Source organism: Ensifer adhaerens, assembly GCF_020035535.1.
In the GTDB taxonomy this organism is placed as follows: domain Bacteria; phylum Pseudomonadota; class Alphaproteobacteria; order Rhizobiales; family Rhizobiaceae; genus Ensifer.
This window is the reverse complement of record NZ_CP083350.1, coordinates 1,300,935-1,320,657: the sequence shown is the minus strand read 5'-3', so window position 1 is coordinate 1,320,657 and position 19,723 is coordinate 1,300,935. Positions and strand designations below refer to the sequence as shown.

The 19,723-nt window shown below is 54.6% G+C and carries 16 protein-coding genes and 1 pseudogene; 1 reads left to right on the top strand and 16 read right to left on the bottom strand.

Features of this window, described 5'->3' with window-relative positions:
• Positions 1 to 2 precede the first annotated feature (2 nt).
• The 13 genes and pseudogenes from LAC81_RS26360 to tnpA all read right to left on the bottom strand — a co-directional run bounded on the left by LAC81_RS26360 (position 3) and on the right by tnpA (position 14,067).
• On the bottom strand, positions 3 to 341 hold the full coding sequence (locus LAC81_RS26360) for a DoxX family protein (protein ID WP_223730071.1): 339 nt from the start codon (positions 339 to 341) through the stop codon (positions 3 to 5).
• A gap of 190 nt (positions 342 to 531) precedes the next feature.
• Positions 532 to 2,115, bottom strand: a complete 1,584-nt coding sequence (locus LAC81_RS26355) for a GMC family oxidoreductase (RefSeq protein WP_223730070.1) — start codon at positions 2,113 to 2,115, stop codon at positions 532 to 534.
• 72 nt (positions 2,116 to 2,187) lie between these two features.
• Positions 2,188 to 3,609: a GMC oxidoreductase gene (locus LAC81_RS26350; RefSeq protein ID WP_223730069.1), complete on the bottom strand. Its 1,422-nt coding sequence runs from the start codon at positions 3,607 to 3,609 to the stop codon at positions 2,188 to 2,190.
• A gap of 112 nt (positions 3,610 to 3,721) precedes the next feature.
• The gene (locus LAC81_RS26345) at positions 3,722 to 4,672 is read right to left on the bottom strand and encodes a sugar ABC transporter substrate-binding protein (RefSeq protein ID WP_223730068.1); all 951 of its coding nucleotides are present in this window, start codon (positions 4,670 to 4,672) and stop codon (positions 3,722 to 3,724) included.
• A gap of 47 nt (positions 4,673 to 4,719) precedes the next feature.
• Positions 4,720 to 5,712 (bottom strand): ABC transporter permease, encoded by a 993-nt coding sequence (locus LAC81_RS26340; RefSeq protein ID WP_223730067.1) that lies wholly within the window; start codon positions 5,710 to 5,712, stop codon positions 4,720 to 4,722.
• Positions 5,709 to 6,680 (bottom strand): ABC transporter permease, encoded by a 972-nt coding sequence (locus tag LAC81_RS26335; protein ID WP_223730066.1) that lies wholly within the window; start codon positions 6,678 to 6,680, stop codon positions 5,709 to 5,711. Before LAC81_RS26335 ends, LAC81_RS26340 begins: the two co-directional genes overlap by 4 nt.
• Before the next feature lie 11 nt (positions 6,681 to 6,691).
• A complete protein-coding gene (locus tag LAC81_RS26330) occupies positions 6,692 to 8,236 on the bottom strand; it encodes a sugar ABC transporter ATP-binding protein (RefSeq protein ID WP_223730065.1) in 1,545 nt (514 codons plus the stop codon).
• 93 nt (positions 8,237 to 8,329) lie between these two features.
• Complete coding sequence (locus tag LAC81_RS26325) at positions 8,330 to 9,715, bottom strand: amidohydrolase family protein (RefSeq protein WP_223730064.1); 1,386 nt, start codon at positions 9,713 to 9,715, stop codon at positions 8,330 to 8,332.
• A gap of 11 nt (positions 9,716 to 9,726) precedes the next feature.
• Positions 9,727 to 10,830: an alkene reductase gene (locus LAC81_RS26320; RefSeq protein ID WP_223730063.1), complete on the bottom strand. Its 1,104-nt coding sequence runs from the start codon at positions 10,828 to 10,830 to the stop codon at positions 9,727 to 9,729.
• 598 nt (positions 10,831 to 11,428) lie between these two features.
• Positions 11,429 to 11,729 (bottom strand): annotated as a pseudogene (locus LAC81_RS38580) (hypothetical protein).
• Positions 11,729 to 13,297: an IS66 family transposase gene (tnpC, locus tag LAC81_RS26310; protein ID WP_223728247.1), complete on the bottom strand. Its 1,569-nt coding sequence runs from the start codon at positions 13,295 to 13,297 to the stop codon at positions 11,729 to 11,731. Before tnpC ends, LAC81_RS38580 begins: the two are co-directional and overlap by 1 nt.
• 72 nt (positions 13,298 to 13,369) lie before the next feature.
• Entirely contained in the window at positions 13,370 to 13,717 is a 348-nt protein-coding gene (gene tnpB, locus LAC81_RS26305; protein ID WP_223728248.1) for an IS66 family insertion sequence element accessory protein TnpB, read from the bottom strand.
• A complete protein-coding gene (tnpA, locus tag LAC81_RS38575) occupies positions 13,714 to 14,067 on the bottom strand; it encodes an IS66-like element accessory protein TnpA (protein ID WP_223730332.1) in 354 nt (117 codons plus the stop codon). The genes tnpB and tnpA overlap by 4 nt, the downstream gene beginning before the upstream one ends.
• On the opposite strand from tnpA, the gene LAC81_RS26295 reads away from it, so the two are divergent.
• Positions 13,951 to 14,310 carry a hypothetical protein gene (locus LAC81_RS26295; RefSeq protein ID WP_223730447.1) on the top strand — a complete coding sequence of 120 codons (360 nt, stop codon included), beginning with the start codon at positions 13,951 to 13,953 and terminating at the stop codon, positions 14,308 to 14,310. The two genes, tnpA and LAC81_RS26295, sit on opposite strands and share 117 nt — an antisense overlap.
• A gap of 212 nt (positions 14,311 to 14,522) precedes the next feature.
• Here the strand turns inward: LAC81_RS26295 and LAC81_RS26290 are convergent, their stop codons facing one another.
• The 3 genes from LAC81_RS26290 to LAC81_RS26280 all read right to left on the bottom strand — a co-directional run bounded on the left by LAC81_RS26290 (position 14,523) and on the right by LAC81_RS26280 (position 19,687).
• Positions 14,523 to 17,066, bottom strand: coding sequence for a DEAD/DEAH box helicase family protein (locus LAC81_RS26290; RefSeq protein WP_223730062.1), 2,544 nt, complete (start codon positions 17,064 to 17,066; stop codon positions 14,523 to 14,525).
• 534 nt (positions 17,067 to 17,600) lie between these two features.
• Entirely contained in the window at positions 17,601 to 18,473 is an 873-nt protein-coding gene (locus tag LAC81_RS26285) for an NAD(P)-dependent oxidoreductase (RefSeq protein WP_223730061.1), read from the bottom strand.
• A gap of 83 nt (positions 18,474 to 18,556) precedes the next feature.
• Entirely contained in the window at positions 18,557 to 19,687 is a 1,131-nt protein-coding gene (locus LAC81_RS26280) for a CobW family GTP-binding protein (protein WP_223730331.1), read from the bottom strand.
• Positions 19,688 to 19,723 lie beyond the last annotated feature (36 nt).

Below are 19,723 nucleotides of genomic sequence, written 5' to 3'. Positions count from 1 at the left end.
GCTCAAGTGCCGTTCCAATTCTGGAGAAGTACGCCGATGCTGATGGCGAACATGAGTGCGGGCAGCATCATACGGAGCCATTCACTCGTTTTAAACAATGAGAACAGAACACCGGTTAAAATGGTAAGCGCTACGAGAGCGCCATAGCCGCTCCATCCAGGCACGAGGAATGCGATGGCTGCTGCTATTTCGCATGCGCCAACTGCGTATCTCAACCAAAACGGATAATTCCAGTTCTCAAACTCCTCTTTGACGAAGTTGGGACCGGTAAGATTCAAGCTAGCAGATATTGCGAACAAGGCGGCCATCGACCACAACACGCTGTATTCAAGTATATTCATTTTTCCCTCCCATAGAAAAGTGTCCGTCCACACCACTAAGGAGTGACTTGGCGCGAAACAGATAAAGTTTTTTCACTTCGCCGATACCGTTCAAGGGCGAGAATTCTCATTCTGATAATCCAATAAGATAACTTCGGAACTGTTGGATCACCCGTTGGCACCAGTCCGTTAGTGGTCGACGGTCCGACCGCTACTTTTCCTTGATAATATCTGCCGCCTTCTCTGCAACCATTACCGTCGGAGCGTAGGTGTTACCTGCAGGTATTGTGGGCATCACGGAAGCATCCACCACCCGTAAATTCGACACGCCGTAAACCCTCAATTTGGGATCGACAACAGTCATAATGTCGCCAGCCCTTCCCATCCGGCACGTTCCAACAGGGTGGAAGAAGCTCGCTAGCTTGGTTCGGATCCAATCGTCGATTTCAGTATTGCTCTGAATGAAGGGCCCCGGATATGTTTCAATACCGTTGAACGCTCGTTGCGCGGCAATACCCCGCACAACATTCAGACCGGATCGTAAAGCTGCCAAGTCTTGGGAGGACGATAGGTAGTTCAGCCTGATAATTGGCGGGTCGTCAGGCGACACCGATCGGAGCGCCACCTCGCCGCGGCTTTCGGGCTTGACGAGGGTGATATGAATCTGGAAACCGGGGTACGGGCGCGACATCATGGTTCCCGGTTCCAACGCCAGATCGAACAAGGTCAATTGTAAATCCGGATTAGCGCACTCAACGCGGCTTCGAACAAAGCCACCAACCTCGTAAAGATTACTGGCACCAACTCCTGTTCCGCTCAACAGCCACTGCAGACCGATTAATTGCTTTCTTGGGAAACGATCGGCACCGAAAAGCGCATTACTCGGCGTGCGATACTGGACGGTAATATCCGGATGGTTCTGTAAATTCGCCCCTACACCAGGCGCATCTACCACGACGCGGACTCCCAGCGGTTCGAGCTTCGTTTTGTCGCCAATTCCCGATAGCATAAGCAATTGAGGGGATTGGTATGCCCCAGCGCAGATTATAACTTCGCCGGCCCGAATAGATCGTTCCGTCATGCCATTGCGAACTCTGATACCTTGAGCCCGTTCGTTGTCGATTTCGATGCGGGTTACTTTGCAGGATGCGGCGACGGTGATGTTTTCTCTGGGCTCACTTTTAACAATGTATGCGCGATATGCGCTTGAGCGTACCCCCTTGCTCGTTGTTCGATCATAAAGGCCAAAACCTTCCTGTCGAGCTCCGTTAAAATCGTCCGTTGTCATGTAGCCTGCGTCCGTCGCGGCCTGCAAAAACCCAGTTTGCGTGGGAGAGAGCGCAACTCTATTTGGCGACGACACACCTAAAGGCCCATCCTGGCTGTGGAATTGTCCTTCCCTGGAACAATGCCCTTCAGCTTTGAGGAAATAGGGCAGAACATCGCGATAGGCCCAACCTTCGCATCCCGCTAGAGCCCACTCATCGTAGTCCGCCGGGTTCCCCCTAACGTACATCATCCCGTTGATGGCCGTGGAGCCCCCGAGCGTACGACCTTGAATTTGGCTCAAGCCACTCCCGCCCCCAGCATCTTCGTCATCGAAAACCTGACTGAACCGTCCGGTGTTTATCGCAGCTCCCACCGCAGCCGGCATATTGACTAGCAATGAGTTTGAACTCGCCCCCTGCTCTACCAAGAGAACCTGGGCTCCCTCGTCTTCACTCAGACGGCTGGCAAGAACGCATCCAGCGGCCCCAGCTCCGACGATGATGTAATCATAGTGATCTTTCAACATATCGTTCCCCGATCTGCACTGCATACGCGTCCGGACTAGACCTCCAAGCCCGACGTCCTTCCCGGTGGACGGCTAAATTCTGCCGAGAATTCTGTCTGCCGTACGCAGCGCCTGCGCTACTGTGGTAAATGTTGGATTTCCAGCATTCGAGGTTCCCAACACGGAGTTGTCGGCAACAAAGATTCCTTCGTAGCCCCACAATTTTCCAAACCGATCGACGACTGAAGTCCCGTCGTCTTTCTCCCCCATCCTGCACGAACCCATGAAATGGGTGGATCCGCCGCCGGGATAGAGAAAGGGTTGCCAGCCCCTGTCCAAATCCCCCACTTCGGCGGCTATGAGGAAATGTTCGCCTAGTGCTGCGCTGATACGCCTGTGATCACAAACCGACAAACGGAAGTCAGCAGATACATTTGGCAAGCCAAACGGATCCAAATTTGTCTCATCGAACACGAATCGATTTTCTCTTGAGACATCAATCGGAACGAAAGTAAATATGTCGGACGTGTCGACCTCTCTCACCCCCTGAGCGAGACGAGTACCGTCCGAACTGAGAGTGAACCGGCACAATTCATTCTGCCAGGGATGGGTCGAAGAATATGGCACCCAGATCGAGTAGATCGGCTCGTCGTCGTGAACCAATTGCCGGAGCTCTGAATTCAGCGTGACGCGCGAACCGATGCAGGCATGCTCGTGAATGTATCGGCCAAGCGCCTCGCTCGTCTCTAGGCGCGATCCGGCAAGAATCTTTGCGGAACCGACAGTGCCACCGCAGACGACAACGACGTCCGCCCTTAGGTCCATTGAGCTTGCAGGAGCCTCCCTGTTCGTAGCTTTCACTCCGATCGCTCTTGCGCCATCTACAAGTACTTCTTGAACGATATGGTCGGTCAGAATTCGAAGGTTGGCGCGTGGTTCGTTACCGCGAAAAAAGAGCTCGTTTGCCGACGTGAACTTGAGCGCAGTTCCATTTCGCTGCGCAGCCAACGGCATGGGGCGAATTTTTCTTTCTGCTTGGCGCTCTCCCAATGCGGCTTCAACACGGCTGAGAAGGGATGCGAACATCGCACTTCCGCCGCCGCCAGTCTCATCGATAAGCATGAGTCGATGCGCACGATCAAAATAGGGCGCCCACTCTGCGAATGGAAGCCACTCGGGCAGTTCCTTCGGGTCCGGGACCGGGCAATTACCCATCCAAAGCGAGAACATGCCACCAAGTATGTGGGCCACCTTCAGGTCGAAAAGCGTACCGATCGGATGCTTCGCGTAACTTGGATAGGTCAATATCTCGTCGTAAATGACATCTGCGACTCGAGACAGGTCATCCTCAGATGTAAAAACATTACGTATATGCGCTCCAGCGGGATCGAATCTCTTGGAGCCAGCCTCAAGAACGAGTACGTCAACGCCCGCCGCGGCTAGTTCGCCCGCGACCGCAGATGCGCCGGCGCCGGAGCCTACAACAATTACTTCAGAACTGAGTTGCCTGGACATATTGCCTCAAACCCACGGAAACCAGCCGCATTCGCGGTCTCGGAGAGCAGACGGACTGATTAACTAAACTCTGGCGCGCCGACTAGTCCGGGCGCGCCAGAGCCTTCTCATTTTAGTAGCCGAGGTCCGCAATGGTTTTGCATTTGCGTTCCTTAAGCGGCTGACCAAAACCGTCCGCATTCGCTTTGGTGATCACTGGCGCTTCGAGGGTGATATCGTTCTTCACCTTTTCCCCCTTGCTCAGCTTATCAAGCATCTCGACGCCGATGCAGCCCATCGTGAAGCCCGAGAACTCCGTTACAGCGAGCAAGCCGCCGTCCCGCACTGAGTTAACGCCGTCAACAGTACCATCCATGCTCACCACAAATGGTTGCGGTCTTCCCGCTGAAGCGAATGCCTCGAGTGCAGCAAGAGCCATATTATCGGAGTCCCCGACGACTCCATTGATGTCGGGAAACTGCTGAAGGAGATTTTCAGTGACCTGCAGTGCCTGGCCGCGCTGATAGTTCGCCGGCTGAATTGCGAGAACCTTGATATCGGGGTAGTTCTTCAGTGCCTCAAGTGCGCCAGCGGTGCGATTATCGCTCGTCGGAGATCCTTTGATGCCTTCGATGATGATCACGTTACCCTTGCCGTTCATAGCTTTGGCCATGACCTCGGTAACATCTCGCCCAAGCTTGCGATCGTCGTAAACCACGAAACCATCGTAATCGCCGACTCCCTTATCAATGAAGTTCACGATAGGAATGCCGCTTTTCTTTACCTTGGCGACCGAAGGCTTCAGCCCTTGTGTATCAACTGGGACGAAGAGCATCCCCCTAGGCTTCCGAACGATTGCATCTTCCACCTCGGATATCTGTTCTTGGAAATTGTTCGGTTGCGTCGGTGCATACTGGACCGCCTTCAGGCCCAATGCAGTGGCGTTGGTTTCGGCCCCGTATCGTGCTTCTTCGAAGAACGGGTCAACCTTGTTCTTTGTGAATACGGCGATCTCATTCGAATCTTGGGCCCAAACTGATGTAGCCGCCAAGACCAAGCATGCCGCAAGTACCGCAGTTTTCATATTTTCCTCCCTTGTGCCGATCGACTATCGATCGGATTTCGTGCGACTTATTGCTGTCGAAGTTGCTTCATTAACGCATCGACAAGTACGGCGAAGATCAGCGCTACACCGGTCACCAATGGTTGCCACTGCGACGGGATGAGGAGCATATTCATCGCCGCCAATACCGTGGTTAAAATGATGGCGCCCAGTGCGGTGCCCAAAAGTGTCCCGACGCCACCAAACAAGGATGTTCCACCGATCAGGATCGCTGCCATGCAAGGCAAGAGGTAAGAGTCGCCCATACCTGGGTCGGCAGAATTCACCCGCCCAAGCAATATGATGGCGGCGGCAGCCGCGCCCACACCGCTCAGAATGTAGGAAATCAGCAGGTTCCGAACCACCGGAACGCCTGACAGGGTCGCTGCGGTTTTGTTCGATCCCATCATGTACAGCTGTGTGCCGAACGTGGTACTACGCAACGCTGGAGAGCCAATCAAAATAATGGCAATCATAACGATGATTGTTACTGGCACTCCGAGGATGAACCCGCTTCCGACGCTCCGAAAAGCCGCTGGGAAACCGGTTATGGGAGTTCCCGCCATCAGCCAAAGGCCGGTACCAGATACCACCCACAGCATCCCGTATGTGACCAAAAATGGCCGTAGACGCAGGATCGCGATGAGGAGGCCGTTTACAATCCCAACAGCCAGCCCAACTGCGATGGCCGAGCCAATCCCCAGAACTGTGGAACCCGTAGATTGGAGAACCATGGCACAGACGGCAGCCGACAAGCTCACGGTCGCGCCGACGGAGAGGTCGATACCCCCGGCAATCAAAACCAATGTGGCTCCGGATGCCAGGACGAACAAAAAGCTGGATTGGCGCAAGATACTCAGTACATTGAACCAACTAAAGAAATTCGGATTGGTCAACGAGACTGCGAAAAAGATGATAAGAACGAGGCCGATCCTGGCTATTGACGCGTACACTTCCGGGCTGATGTGCTCAGGTGTAACCGAAAAGCGCTGTGGTTCTTTTTTGATGTCCTGGGTAATCATTGCTCGCCCTCGTTTCGGAAAAAGCGATCGAAAATCTGTACGATGAGCACAAGCGCGCCGATCGCGATGACCTGCACCGACGTATCAATTGCCAGAAGGTTAAGACCGTTGCGGAGAACACCTATCACGATTACACCTAGCACGGTGCCCGGCAGCGAACCGTTTCCACGTTCGAAGGTGGTCCCGCCGAGTACGACAGCTGCGATAGCGTCAAACTCGGTTCCCAATGCAATTGACGGATGCGCCGCGTTCGTTCGGCCGATTAGGCATAGAGCCGCCAGACCACATGCCGCTCCCAGCACCGCGTATACAGCTACATGGACCCGAAAAACATTGACGCCGGCCAAACGAAGCGCATGGGAATTCCCGCCAACCGCAAAAACATAACGGCCAAAAGGCGTCCAGTACAGGACCGTATGCACAGCGAGGTAGCTTCCCAGCGCGACATAAATCAACAAAGGTACGCCGGCGATTTCAAACGAGCTGAACGCTGACAATTCTTCGCCCAGATTGGAAACCGCGTTCCCCCCCGTTACGACGAGCGCGATGCCATACGCGATGCCTGAGACACCCAGCGTCACCACGAAAGGTGGCATTCCCAAGCCTGCTATCAAAAAACCGTTTGCGCAACCGAAGAGAAAGCCAACGCAGATGGCCAGCACACTGGCCACGCCCAACGAGTACCCGGAAACCAAGAGAAGTGCCAACACGACGCTGCAGAGACTTACGACGGAACCAGGCGAAAGATCCAAGCCTTCCGTCAAAATCACAAGCGTCACGGGCAAGGCCACAATCAAAAGTATTGAGCTCTGCAACCCAATATTGATCACGTTCTGATAAGTCAGAAAGTGTTCGGTGACAGTGGAAAATAGCGGAATAAGTATAAGCAGTACCACGAGTGCACCTGCAGCGCGTCCGCTGGCAAGACGTCGAAGCCGCCACGAGGCCCCTTGTACGTTTTGAAGCATCATTCTACTCATCAGACTGTTAACCTCATGATCTCGGCTTCCGTTATCTGGTTCCCCGATAGGCAGCCGGCTACGGAATGGTCCCGCATGACGTAAACGCGATCGCAAGCGCTGATGAGCTCCGGGAGCTCGGAAGATATCAGCAGCACTCCCTTCCCTTCAGTGACGAGATGCTCGAGGATTTTCAGGATTTCGCCTTTTGCACCGATGTCGATTCCGCGGGTCGGTTCGTCGATGAGGAAAAGGTCGCAATCCAGTGGCAACCACTTACCAAGAACAACCTTCTGCTGATTGCCGCCACTCAGTTTGCGCGCAAGTTGCGACGGCCCCCTGGCTGAGATCTGGAGCTTATCGAAGATCTCCTTCGCCAATTCTCTGCAACATTTGTGAACGATGACGCCCGAGGGAAACAATTTCCAGAGAGACGGTAGGACCAAATTCTCTCCAATCGTCCGCTCTGTCGCGAGTCCCTGTCCCTTGCGATCCTCTGGAACAAATGCAATGCCCTTTTTGACCGACATTCGCGGCGTTGGATCGCTGGCTTCCCCCTTGAACCAAAGGGAGCCGGAGGTGATTTTGTCTGCACCAAAGATAGCTCGGGCGACTTCGGTTCTGCCGGAACCCATTAGTCCAGCTAGCCCCACAATTTCCCCTCTGCTTACTTCCAAGGAGACATTTTTCAGACCGGCCGATGAGCAAACTTGTTCCAACTTGACGAGTGTATCTCCGCGCGCCGAGAAAGCGGAACGGGTGAACACTGCCTCGGCGTTTCGGCCGATCATTTGTTGAATGATCAAATCCTGTGTCGTTTCAGCCCGAAGCGACGAACCCACTAACTGTCCATCACGCAAGATGCTGACGCGGTCAGCCAATCGATCCACTTCCTTCATACGATGAGAAATATAGACGATGCCGACTCCCGAGCGCTTGAGGTCTGCGATGATGGAATAGAGGTTCTCGCAATCATTCTCAGCAATTGACGCTGTTGGCTCGTCCATGATCAGGATACGGGCGCTCTGTGAAAGCGCCTTTGCGATTTCTATCAGCTGCTGCTTGCCGGTTGACAGGCGGTGGACTGGCGTTCGAAGATCATCCGAAAACCCAAGTCGTTGAAGTATCCCTTGTGCCGCTTCAAACTCGCGCTTGCGACTAATCAGTCCTGGAACTACTCCCCGAATTTCGCGTCCTAGCATCACGTTTTCGATAACGTTAAGGTGCGGAACAAGTGCAAGTTCTTGATGGATCACCGCGATCCCGGCGGCCTTGGCCGTTGACGGCCCTGAGAAGGAGACCTCGACCCCGTCAAGTAATATAGACCCAGCATCCGCGCGTAACGCACCGCTGAGGATGTTCATCAGCGTCGACTTTCCAGCGCCATTCTCGCCCATCACGAAATGGACTTCACCAGCATGGATATCTAAGTTGACGTTCTGTAGGGCAATGTGTCGACCAAAAGACTTCGAGACACCGGAAGCTCGCATGATAGGCGAGCTTGCTGCTGGTGTCGCGTATGCCTCTGCTCGACCGCCGACGCGCGGTTCAAACATGGCTACCATGGTTCCCTCAGGCCGTTTACGGCTCTTGATTTCGATAGTTTAGTGCGTTTCGCCGTTGCGGCGAAACGCTATTTCACCAAAAATAACGCACTCTTAGCAACAAACCGGATTTCCGAGGCGCCCAAAACGAGGCTTCAGAACCCCTCCTGCTGCCTTCCGGATACGGAACGCGGATTCACCCGCTCCTGCCACGACAGCAGGAATGTCAAATGTCAGAAGTTTTCCATGACGTTTGATGATCCGGCCGTCGACGAGTACCGTGTCAACGTTCGCCGGTGTTGCGGACTGGACAATCGAAGTTTCGATGTTTCCAACTGGTGCGATATTTAGATCGGTAGTGCGGATCAATATAATATCCGCCCGTTTCCCTGGCGTGATCGACCCGATCTTATCCCCCAGCCCCAGCGCGATCGCCCCATTGATTGTGGCCATTTTGATGGTTTCATAGAATCCGAGGGGCTGTGCGTTCTCCGTGTCCGTTTCCTTCCAAGGGATCGTAGAATTCCACGTGAACCTCATGTTTTCAAACATGTTTGGGGGTGCCAAGGAACTTGCGTCCGAGGAGAGCGTGATGAGAACGCCAGCGCCAAGTGCTTTGAGGAGGGCCGATCGAGGATCGCCGTAATCGCCAAGCCGCATTTCAGAATGCGTCGCGAAGCTAAGTGGCGTTTTCGTCCTAGCGAGCGCTTCACGATCGCTATCAGTGGCCGCGATATAGTGGCAGAAAAGAAAATCCGGGCCAAGGTAGCCTCTCTTTTCGTAGTCGGCCGCATCGTCGACGTTTGGCTTTCCCTGACTCGCATGGACTGAGATTGGAAGCTGCATAGGCAGAATCCTTTCCATCTCCGAGTGGAAAACCTCAGGGTCACTTTGCAACATTCCCCGCAGGTTGACGCCCAAATGCACGAGTCCATCGAACGTTGAACTGTCGCTAAACCACTCGTTTCGAACGCGGTCTAAATCTGCAAAGTCATTGACAACATCGACAGGAAGTTGGTCGATATGCCCAAACGAATAGCGCGCGCGCAGGTATGAGTGTCGATGGGCCCTAAGCTCAGCATCTACGTGAGCCGGAGACCTGTTGTTATGCGACCAATTATTGACGGTCGTCACACCATTATCGGCAAGCTCAGCTAAACCTAAAAGCACACTATTGTAATAGTCCTCTGGCTGATAGTGTCCCGCTGTCGCCCACTTTGCTTGATAATACTCAAACCCGTTGTCACAGAGGAAATTTCGACCAACTGTACTCCACATATGGTAGTGCGTATCTACCATTCCGGGCATAACAATCATACCTGATGCGTCAATCACCTCGGCGGTTTCCGACGTCAGTCCTTGACCGACGTCGATAATCTCGCCCCCGTGAATAAGAACATCCCCCTCCGCCAGAGTTCCGATCTTGGGATCGACGGAAATGATCGCGCCGCCTTTGATAAGATACTCACCTTGTGGGATCGTAGTTTTTTCTCGGGTCATGTTTAAAACCTCTATGCACTGGCCTCATGAAGCGTAGGATAGTCGATATAGCCCTTCTCTCCACCCGTGTAGAACGTCGCTTGATCCGGAGCATTGAGCGCCGCGCCAACTTTGAAGCGATATGGAAGGTCAGGATTTGCGAGGAACGGCGCGCCAAAGGAAATGAGGTCCGCAGCATTGTCGTTAACGACTTGGTTGGCCCTTTCCAACGTATAGCCGCCATTGGCCATCAAGACTCCATCCCACAACCGGCGGAAATACTTGATATCTGGCCACTCGCCTTTTTCGACAGTATGCCCTTGCTGAGGCTCGACGACATGAAGATACGCCAACGAACGGCTGGCTAGTTCTCGAACGGCGACCGCGAAAGTGTCTGCCGGATGGCTATCGGCAATATCGTTGAAGGGATTTGTAGGAGACAGTCGTACACCTACCCGCTCGGCACCCCACACATCAATCAAAGCGTCAGTTGCCTCCAGGAGCAACCTAACCCGGTTGAGCGCGGTGCCACCATAAGCGTCGGTGCGGCGGTTGGTCTTGTCCCTAATGAACTGATCGATGAGGTAGCCATTGGCACCATGCAGTTCTACGCCATCAAACCCAGCGCGCTTAGCGTTTTCGGCCGCGGCTTTGTACTGGTCAATGATTTCCTTGATCTCGCTGAGCTCGAGTGCACGTGGCGTTACAAATGGCTGCATCCCCGAGAATGTGAAGATCTCTCCAGCCGGCTGGATAGCCGATGGACCGACCGGAAGACCATTGTCCGGCTGCAGCGACGGGTGAGAAATTCGACCGACATGCCAGAGCTGCGCGAAAATGCGCCCCCCAGCGTCATGAACGCGTGAAGTCACTTTTTGCCAACCTGCAACCTGTTCGTCGGAATGGATTCCGGGCGTACCTGGATAGCCGAGCCCTTGGCGCGAAATCTGAGTTCCTTCGCTGATAATCAGGCCAGCGCTCGCTCGCTGCTCGTAGTAGGTGGCCGCAATCTCGAGAGGTACTTCATTGTCTCCGGCGCGGCTCCGCGTCATTGGGGCCATTACAATCCGACTAGGCAGATCCAAACCGCCCAGTTTGAAGCTCGAAAAGATTCCTGCGCTGTTACCTGATGACATTTTGCGTCGCCTTATGCTGGTGGAGTAATTGTTTAAAGTAAAATCGCAGGGGTTCGCTCGGAGAGGAATTATCTTTATTATCAAATTGAGAATCTACGATCTGTCGCGTTATAGGGCGCAGAATCCAGGGGTTACCAGAGCAGGCCCGCGTCCTCGGTACGCATGAGAACCTACACCGTCGTTCGCACTGGAACATCCGGTTGGAAATCCCCTAAACTATCGGCCAACGGCTATAGCCTCAGACACGGATAGGTAGCACTGAAACGGCTCGACTAAAAACACTGGAGGACTTTGGACCACCGCGGTGCGAAGTCTAGTCAAAGACGTTTTGCTTTTGCTACCTGTGTGATCGTTTCAAGAAACTTTTCAATTTGAAGGATACAGTTAAATGCCGTCGGCAAACGCCACAATTTTCAAAACTACTAAGTTCAGCCACAAGAACCTCGACTACCTCGTGTCGGCCTTCACTGAACCTAGGACTCCCAACCAGGTCAAAATCGATGTCACGCACAACGGGCAGCCGGTTGTAATTACCTACCCCGACGGCTTCAGGTGAGCGTCCGGCGAATGCATTTTTTGCCGTGCTCGAGGCGCAGAGTTAGGGCGCGCGCTTTAGCTCGTCGGTCATTATGCGCTCGATCGTTTCAGGGTCGCATTGTTCATCGACCAAAAACTGGCGAACTCCTCCGTGCCATGTCCGGATATCCGCTAGGAACTCCTCGATGCATTCGACGCCTCGGTCCGTGAAGCCGGTTGTGCCCTCTTCGGTCGTGGACGTGCACCATTTCGCCGTAGTCGATATTGTCCGAGTTGGCGGAGATTTCTCTGAGCAGTTCCAGGTTTTCGCCGATCATGGCGGCGACGTTTTCGATCGTATAAATGTGCATCGAACGAGCCATCATACAGCCTTCTGCAGTGCGGAACCTGCTGGGAGCATATTCCATGGCAACAGATCTTCCAGCCTGTCTATTGGGTAATCCTTGATCCGGGTTAGGACGTCCGTGAGGTAGATTTCGGGATTGTGGCCATGCAGTTTGGCCGTTTCGATGATGGTCAGGATATTGGCGATGCGCTCTCCGCCCTTGTCCGAGCCGGCGAAGAGCCAGTTCTTACGGCCAATCCCGAGGGGGCGCATCGCACGTTCGGCTATATTGTTGTCGATTTCGACACGGCCGTCGTCGATGTAAACGCTCAATGCGTCCCATCGCGAGAGTGCGTATCGCATCGCTTCCGCCAGCTTCTGTTTCTGCGGCAACGTCGGAAGCGTATCCTCGATCCACACCTTCAAGTCCCTCAGGATGGGCCTGGCATGTTCCTGGCGCAGTGCGCGTCGCTCATCAGCCGGAATGCCGTGGATACGATCCTCGATATCGTAGAGCGCGCCGATGTGCGTCAGCGCCTCCCCGGCGATCGGTGATGGCTTGAGTTTGATCACGTCATGGAACTTGCGGCGCACATGCGCCATGCACGCGGCCTCGATGATCTGATTGCCGTAAAGCTTCTTATAGCCACCATAGCCATCCGCATGCATCACGCCGCTGAAGTCAGCGAGGTGGTCTGCGGGATGTGCGCCCTTGCGGTCGGGGCTATAATAATAAGCAGTGGCTCTGGGAGTTGGATCTTGATAGCCACTGCCATCGAAGACATAGACCCAGACCCTACCGGTTTTTGTCTTTCCTCGCCCAGGATCGAGAACATCAACCGGGGTATCGTCCGTATGTATTCGATCGACCGCGGCGATATGGGCTCTGATCAGCAAAATGAGGGGCGAAAGCAGAACGGACACACGGCCCATCCAGTCCGCCATCACGGACCGGGAGATGTCTATCCCCAGCCGGTCGTACATCTCGGATAGACGATAGAGCGGAATGTGGTCGTCGAATTTGGCGACCATGATATGGGCGAGCAAGCCCGGTCCGGGTTTGCCTCGCTCGATCGGCAAGGTCGGCATTTCGCCGGATACCGTCGTATCGCAGTCCTTGCAGATCATGCGCTTTTCGACGTGGCGGACAATCTTCACTGACGCCGGTACGTGCTCCATCACCTGGACCACCTTGTCCGCCGCCTTCAGGAAAGACCTGCCACCACAGGTCGGGCAACGGCAGGGGGCCGCATAGACCAGCTCTTCGGTTGCCAGGCCATCCGGCAGAGGTCTGCGCTTCGGCTTACCAGGTGCGTCATCCAACTCCGGCAAGGGGGCTTTCCCGGAGCGCATCTCGGCCTCCGCGCGAGAGGCCTCGATCTCCTCCAACATCAGCTCAAATTGCTCGATCTTCCGATCGATCTTTTCCGAAGAAGGGCCATGCTGCCGATGGCGGAGCAGTTCCAGTTGCGCGCGCAGAAGGCTGATAATGGAGTCGCGTTTGCCGACCTCCGCTTCTTGCTCGCTGAGTTTCGCCGCCTGTTCAGCGACGAGCACCCGCAAAGCAGCAAGCTCGTCCTGACTGTCCAGCGGCGTTGTTTTCATGCCCAAAAACGTAGCCGATTTGCGCCTCAAGCGCTAGCATCTTTGCCTGGATTCCCTTGTAAAATAAGGTGTTTACCCCGTTCGGCCGGGAGCGGAAGTCCACGCCGGTCGACGCCAGTCGATCCCCTCGATAAGCATGGAAAGTTGGGCCTGTGTCAGGTGCGCCACGCCATCCTTCGCCGTCGGCCAAGGAAAATATCCGCGCTCCAGAACCTTGTAGAATAGGCAGAACCCCTGGCCATCCCACCATAAAAGCTTGATCCGATCCGCGCGCTTGCCGCGGAACCCGAAGATGGCGCCGGACCCTGGCGCTTCCTTTATGACGGTCTCGGCCAGCGCCGAGAGACCATCAATCCCACGACGCATGTCGGTCACCCCACAGGCCAAATAGACCCGCACATTCCCCGATGGCCCGATCATGCTGCCTCCACACAGGCGATCAACGATGCCAGCGTCTTTCGCTCGATGTCTGCTGGAACTTTCAAACCCCGCCCGTTTCGGAGCGAGATCTCGATAAACACTGGCGTCGGCGAAGCTACAGGCGGCTGCCCGAGGCCTACTTCGTCGACGAGCTGTACCGGAAGAAACGAGGTTGACGCCTCGAAGTGGCTAAGTGTCTGCCGCCATAAACGGATCTGAGCCGGATAGATGTCATGGCGACGAGCTACATCACCAATGCGGACGCCAGGCCGGTCGGCTTCTGCCAATATCTCCAGCTTAGCTTCTTTCGACCATCGCCGCCTACGCTCAACGCCGGAAATGATCTCCATGCGAGCCATGCCAACCTCTCAGATCTGGAATTAGTGTCAGCACTAATGCTGGTTCTAATGCCAGAACATCGCCTAACTGGCTCGTTCAGCAAAATCCGCTCACCGGACGCTTACGGCTTCAGGGCCACCCTCGGATACTATGTAGACCTGGAAACCCGTATTGACGTGTCCATTGCGATGGGGATTAGCGCGGTGGACGCGTTGATGAAGACAGCGGAAGCTGACATACGCCAACTGGTATAAGGCCACCTACTGCTCCCGCGATAGTCGTATAGTTTGAGGAGCGCCAGGACTGTCCGACTACTGGCGTAGGAAACGGTTGTCGGAGCGCGCTCGTCCGGACCCACGCATGATGCCCCCTTCGTGTGGGGCGAAAGCCGCCTCCCAACGTCATGATACGCTGGGAGGCGATTGCCGAACCAGCGTATCATGACGTATGGGCAGTAGCGACGCTGTCACTTCTTCAAACTTTTGAGCTTCGTCTTCGCAAGCGCTCGGAACCACCCAGAGGTCTGCCATTCAGAGAGCCCGCCAATTTCGTTGAGAATTGTCCATCGTTCAATCGCGGTCCGCCCCCTCGTGTCGTCGACTTTTGCCGTAAACTCCAAGAAACGCGCCGCGAGGGCTTGAGTTTCAACGAGGTAGAGGTGGTCCGAGGGGCTCGCTTCCGCCTTACATACGCCAGGCGGCCCGACGAGAAGCAGTCCTTCCCAACTGACCTCACCCTCGTTATCCGCCAACCACTGAATATGGTTATGGGCTTGGCCGACCTCCTGCTTGGTGTATTCCGCCGGGCTGTTCTTTTGTGTTTTAAGTTCGAACGCGGCTCCGGCCTTGGTCTCTGGATCGATCCAGGTCACGTCAGGTCCGAGACCATACTCGTTGTCTGGGCGCGACGCTTCGAAGCCAAGGAGTTCGCCGAACAGTCGCACGGCCTCTTCCTTCGCTCCGGATGATGCGTTCGCTTCCAGGAGTATCTTGGCTTGGTTTTTGAGCTTCCAAACCAGGTCGCCGACCGCCTGTGGGCCATGATGGTTGGTGGTCAAGAGAGTTCGTTGCAATGGAGTTCTGGCACCCTCGGCCTCGACCTTTGCGTCGATCTCTCCTCTAAATGGAACATTCAACCATGCCGACAATCGCGACCGAGCCTTCTTGTAGTGCGCAAGGCTGGTCTCGTTGTCACCCTCGTTTTCATAGGCAGCGCCCAACCAGACAGAATACCACCCCGCAAGTCTTGCGTCTGCAAGAGCCGTGGCATCGAGGATCTCCAGCAAAGCTGCGCGTGCACCATCGATATCGCCCTGCCACATTCGGGTCATAAACTCGCATTCGGCGACCGCGGAGGTGGCAAGTTGGGCTTCGCGCTCCTTCACCTTGTTCAGCGCATCCGGTGAGACCTCTAGACCGTCGACCGTATCGCGATAAAATTGGAGCCAACCTGGATCGCGAGAGATCACCTGGGATATAAGAGCAGCAATATCGGAAGCCCCGCCTTCACCCATCCCTTCTTGGACTGTTTGGCCAAGAATTACCTGCTTTCGAATTAGCGGCGGCAGCAGCGCGACGTTTCGCTCCGTCTTCAGCCAAACGTTCAAGTCCGAGCCATGAATAATGAAGGCCCCGTAGTCACTTCTGCCTCGATTAATTCGGCCCAATAGCTGCGTGATCCGCCCCGCCATCTTTGTCGAGAACAGATTGCTTAACGAAAGATGCTGAAATAGGTACTGATCCATCAAACTCGTGCCGGATGGCGCCCCATCGATAAGCATGACGCGGCATGTGTTTTGCGGAAGATCGATACCGTCGATACGCGACACCAGGATGAATGCCCCGGATGACGCATTTCGGAATGCCTGAAGTTCTGAGGAAAAACTTGCCCTACTCGGAGGCGTGCCCACGTTTTTCCAAGTTTGCGCTCTTGGGTAAGACGGCACAGAAATTAGAAGCTTGTTTGACTTCATCACCTCTGCCGCGATGTCTTTTGGATCCGATTTGGACTTGAAGAGGCTACTCAGCAAGATCAACCGTTCTCCATTACCCGCATCATTGTCGGGAGCGATCTGATTCAAGATCCGACGGCCAAACCCGCGCACGAAATCAGTCTCAAACTCCAGAGTAGCAGACAAGTAGACGCGGCGAATACCCTTTCCAAGGAAGCCGTAGACGCCGGTTGGAATAAAGGGGGGCGTGATTTCGATCGCGTTCGACGACACATAAATCGCGCAGTTGCCAATATTATCCCAGAGCCGTAGTGCTGGGTACAGCAGATCGCTCCCGGGTTTATTCCAGTCCTTTACGCGTTTAATTGCCTCTAGGACTTGACCTTGGCATCGCGCCGCTGTCGCCGGAGGGCACATCGTAACCGCATGCATTCCATGTTGCTCCAACACGGAGTTTAAATGAGCCCCTTTGTTCAGTTTCTCAAACTCCGGCCGGACCAAGGCGAGGACATCTGCATACAGAGTTGGGTAGCTTTCCTTCGAGATCGAGAGGGTAAAAGCATCTCGGATCATTCGTTCCGCCACATGAGCATCGTCGAATATGACCCCGGCAGGTGTCTTTCCCTTTGTGAACGTCGTGTTTGCGACGAAGAGCGCTTGATAGGTTGTTATGCAAAAAGCCTTACCCGTCTCAAACTTGTCGTCTGAGAACTCACCCGACGTCCGCGTTGTAAAAGGAATGCCGAGGCGCTGACACTCGCGCGCGGTTTGCTCTACCAGGTCAATCGTACTGCACGCGAAGACAATAGGACCTATTTGCTCATTGACGAGGCTCTGTGCAATCAAAACGCCAACGATGGACTTCCCCGCACCAGTGTTGAGAAGGATTGCGTTATCATCCTGATCGCGGTTCGCATGCCAACGCGTAAGCGCCTCTGCCTGTCCTTTCCAAAGATCGTTCGGAGCATTGCTAAGGTTGGGAGTTTTCGCGAAAATCTCCAAAGGGTCTAGCGGCGCAGAAGTCGTCTTAGGGCGCGAAAGCTTATTGAAATCGATCATCAACAGTCCTCCATAAGCGACATCATCGCGCAACTTAAAAATGAAGAAAGGCGTTCTTGTAAATCTCCACAACTTAAGCAAAACGACGCCGTCAGCTTTTGTGTCAGACTGTGCGTCGGGAACAAGCATCTGCCTGTCGCCATTCTGCGCAGGGTCCCACGAGCCGGGGTTTCTGCCGAATAACCGAGTTATTTCACGCGGCGTTTCGTAAACGGCTCAGCTGACTTCTTCGTTGGGGTAGTGTCGTGTAAATTGAGTCAAACGAGCATTACCTTGCGCGGCTGAAGCTTGTGCAGTCTTCGCGCACCCGCGCCGACCGACTGGAAGTCAGCCGCCGGCGGGTCTCAGACTATCGTGAAGGCGCTTACGAGCTATCAAACACTGTCTGCGCTATCACTGTACCCTATATGTCGAGACCGGTTACTGCTGCCGCGCGCTTAGCCGCGCAAAGGCAACCGATCCACCACCTTTTTTGTCGCGGTTTTGACGCCAGAGTAGAGGACGCATGGGCGCGCATCCCTTCTAAACCTCGGTTCAGTTCGCCGACGGATCCAGCGTCCGTTTAAGGATTACGAAAAAGTCCTTCTCTCCGTCTCCACCATCGACGGCCTTCGCATATTGCTCGCGAATTGCTGCCAAAATTGGCGCTGAATTCTTTTGCTCACGAGCGGCTAAGGCGATTATGTCGAGATCCTTCAGCATTCCCGCGAGACTAAACGCAGGTTCATAGTTGTCCGCTAGGATCATGGACCTCTTATAGTTTAAGAGAGGAGTTGAAACGGCACTATGCGAGAAAACCTCAAGCGCGGTAGCGAGGGTGACGCCTCCCTCAACGGACAACTTAAGCGCTTCGCCCAGGAGCGGAGCCATGGCCCCAACCATCGCGTTCAGCGACAACTTCATGTAGCGCGCTTCTTCTTCCGGGCCCAGATAGAATATACGGCTGGCGAACGAGGATATGAGGGGACGCACTCGGTCGAAGGCAGCCTGGGGACCGGAGCCAATCGCAGTCAGTTCGCCCCGTTCCGCCGTTGCGACGGAACCGGATACTGGGAGCCGTAAATACGGAACGCTTCGCTCGGAAAGCGTTTTTGCTACTTCCGACGAGGCTAGCGGCGACACTGTACTCGTATCAATAAAGATTTGATCCGCTGAGAGAGACTGCGCGAGCCCACCCGTAGAAGCGATTATGTCGTACAAACTATCATCGTCATAGATCGAAGAGATAACAATCTCGACGTCGCGACATAATGCGGAGATGGCCTTCACGGAATCAAATCCATGGTGGGCTGCTCGTTCACAGCCGGCCGCATTGCGGGCGTATACGACCACGGTATTACCCGCTTCGCGAATCCGTTTTGCCATTGGTAAGCCGAGTTTGCCCAGGCCGATCCATCCTATTCGCATCACATTGCTCCTCGAATTCCCACGTTACGATCATAATTTCGTCGGCCCCGGACAACGACTGTATAACAAGGGCCGGTTACCACCTAAGAGGAAAGAGTTCTGCCGCGCTCCCGCGCCTTAAAGGTGCGTTCGCTAATCCGAGCAATCGTCTCTACCATTTCCCGAAGCTCCGTGCCGACTACGCCCTGCGTAATGAAGACAATACGGCTGCGTTGATCGCCGTCCGGCCAATGATCGAGCCACGTCATGGTATGCAGGAGATGTTGCGCGCCTTGGATGACGGCTGGCCGACCAGGCTCCTCCCTTATGTTCACGAGGCCCTTTACGCGCAAGAGCCCGGGCCCAAGGTTCTGAGTGATCGTATCGAGCAAGAATTGGAGCTCTTCTCGGGAGAAGGGAATGTCTCGAAGGAGAACGAAGCTATCCACGCCCTTTCCATGCAGGTGAAAATGCTCCTCATGGTCATGGTCATGGTCATGGTCATGGTCATGGTCATGGTCGTGGTGGTGGTCGTGTCCGAGGTGATCCTGCATCTGAAGCCAAGGACGCGGATCCGAGTCGGGATTGAATGGATCAAAACCTTCTTGAGATAGGAGTTCTGCGATATTTGTGGTTTCCCACGCGATGGAGGATATATCCGCTGTGGCGTTAACCTTCCGCAGCTGTCGCGTGAGATCCTCCTTGCGGAAGTGCTGCGCGACTAGATCCTTTTTGGTGATAATGATTTTGTCCGCGAACGCGACCTGACGCGCGGCTTCGTCATGCCTTTCATAGGTATCCTTCCAGTTTACCGCGTCCACTAATGTGACCACGGAAGCAACTCGAAAGAGTCCATCAAGAGTTGGCTCCGACAAGAACGCCTGAAGGATCGGCCCGGGCTCGGCAAGACCAGAACTTTCAATTACAACTCTGTCGAACCAAGGGATACGTCCTGAAGCCCGATCATGATAAAGACCGTTAAGCGTTCCGACGAGGTCACTTCGCACTGTGCAGCACAAGCAACCGTTTTCCAGCACCAGGACTTGGTCGTCGCTGGAAGCCACCAATTGGTGATCAAGCCCGACCTCACCGTATTCATTGATGACTACGACAACCTTGGACATCTCCGGTGCGTGCAACGCTTTGTTGATGAGCGTCGTTTTTCCACTTCCCAGAAATCCCGTAACCAAGGTGACGGGGATACGTTTTGTCGCCGCAGTGATATCGTGTTGCACGGTCAAAATAGCACCTCCGTCTTCCTTCTCGGTCCA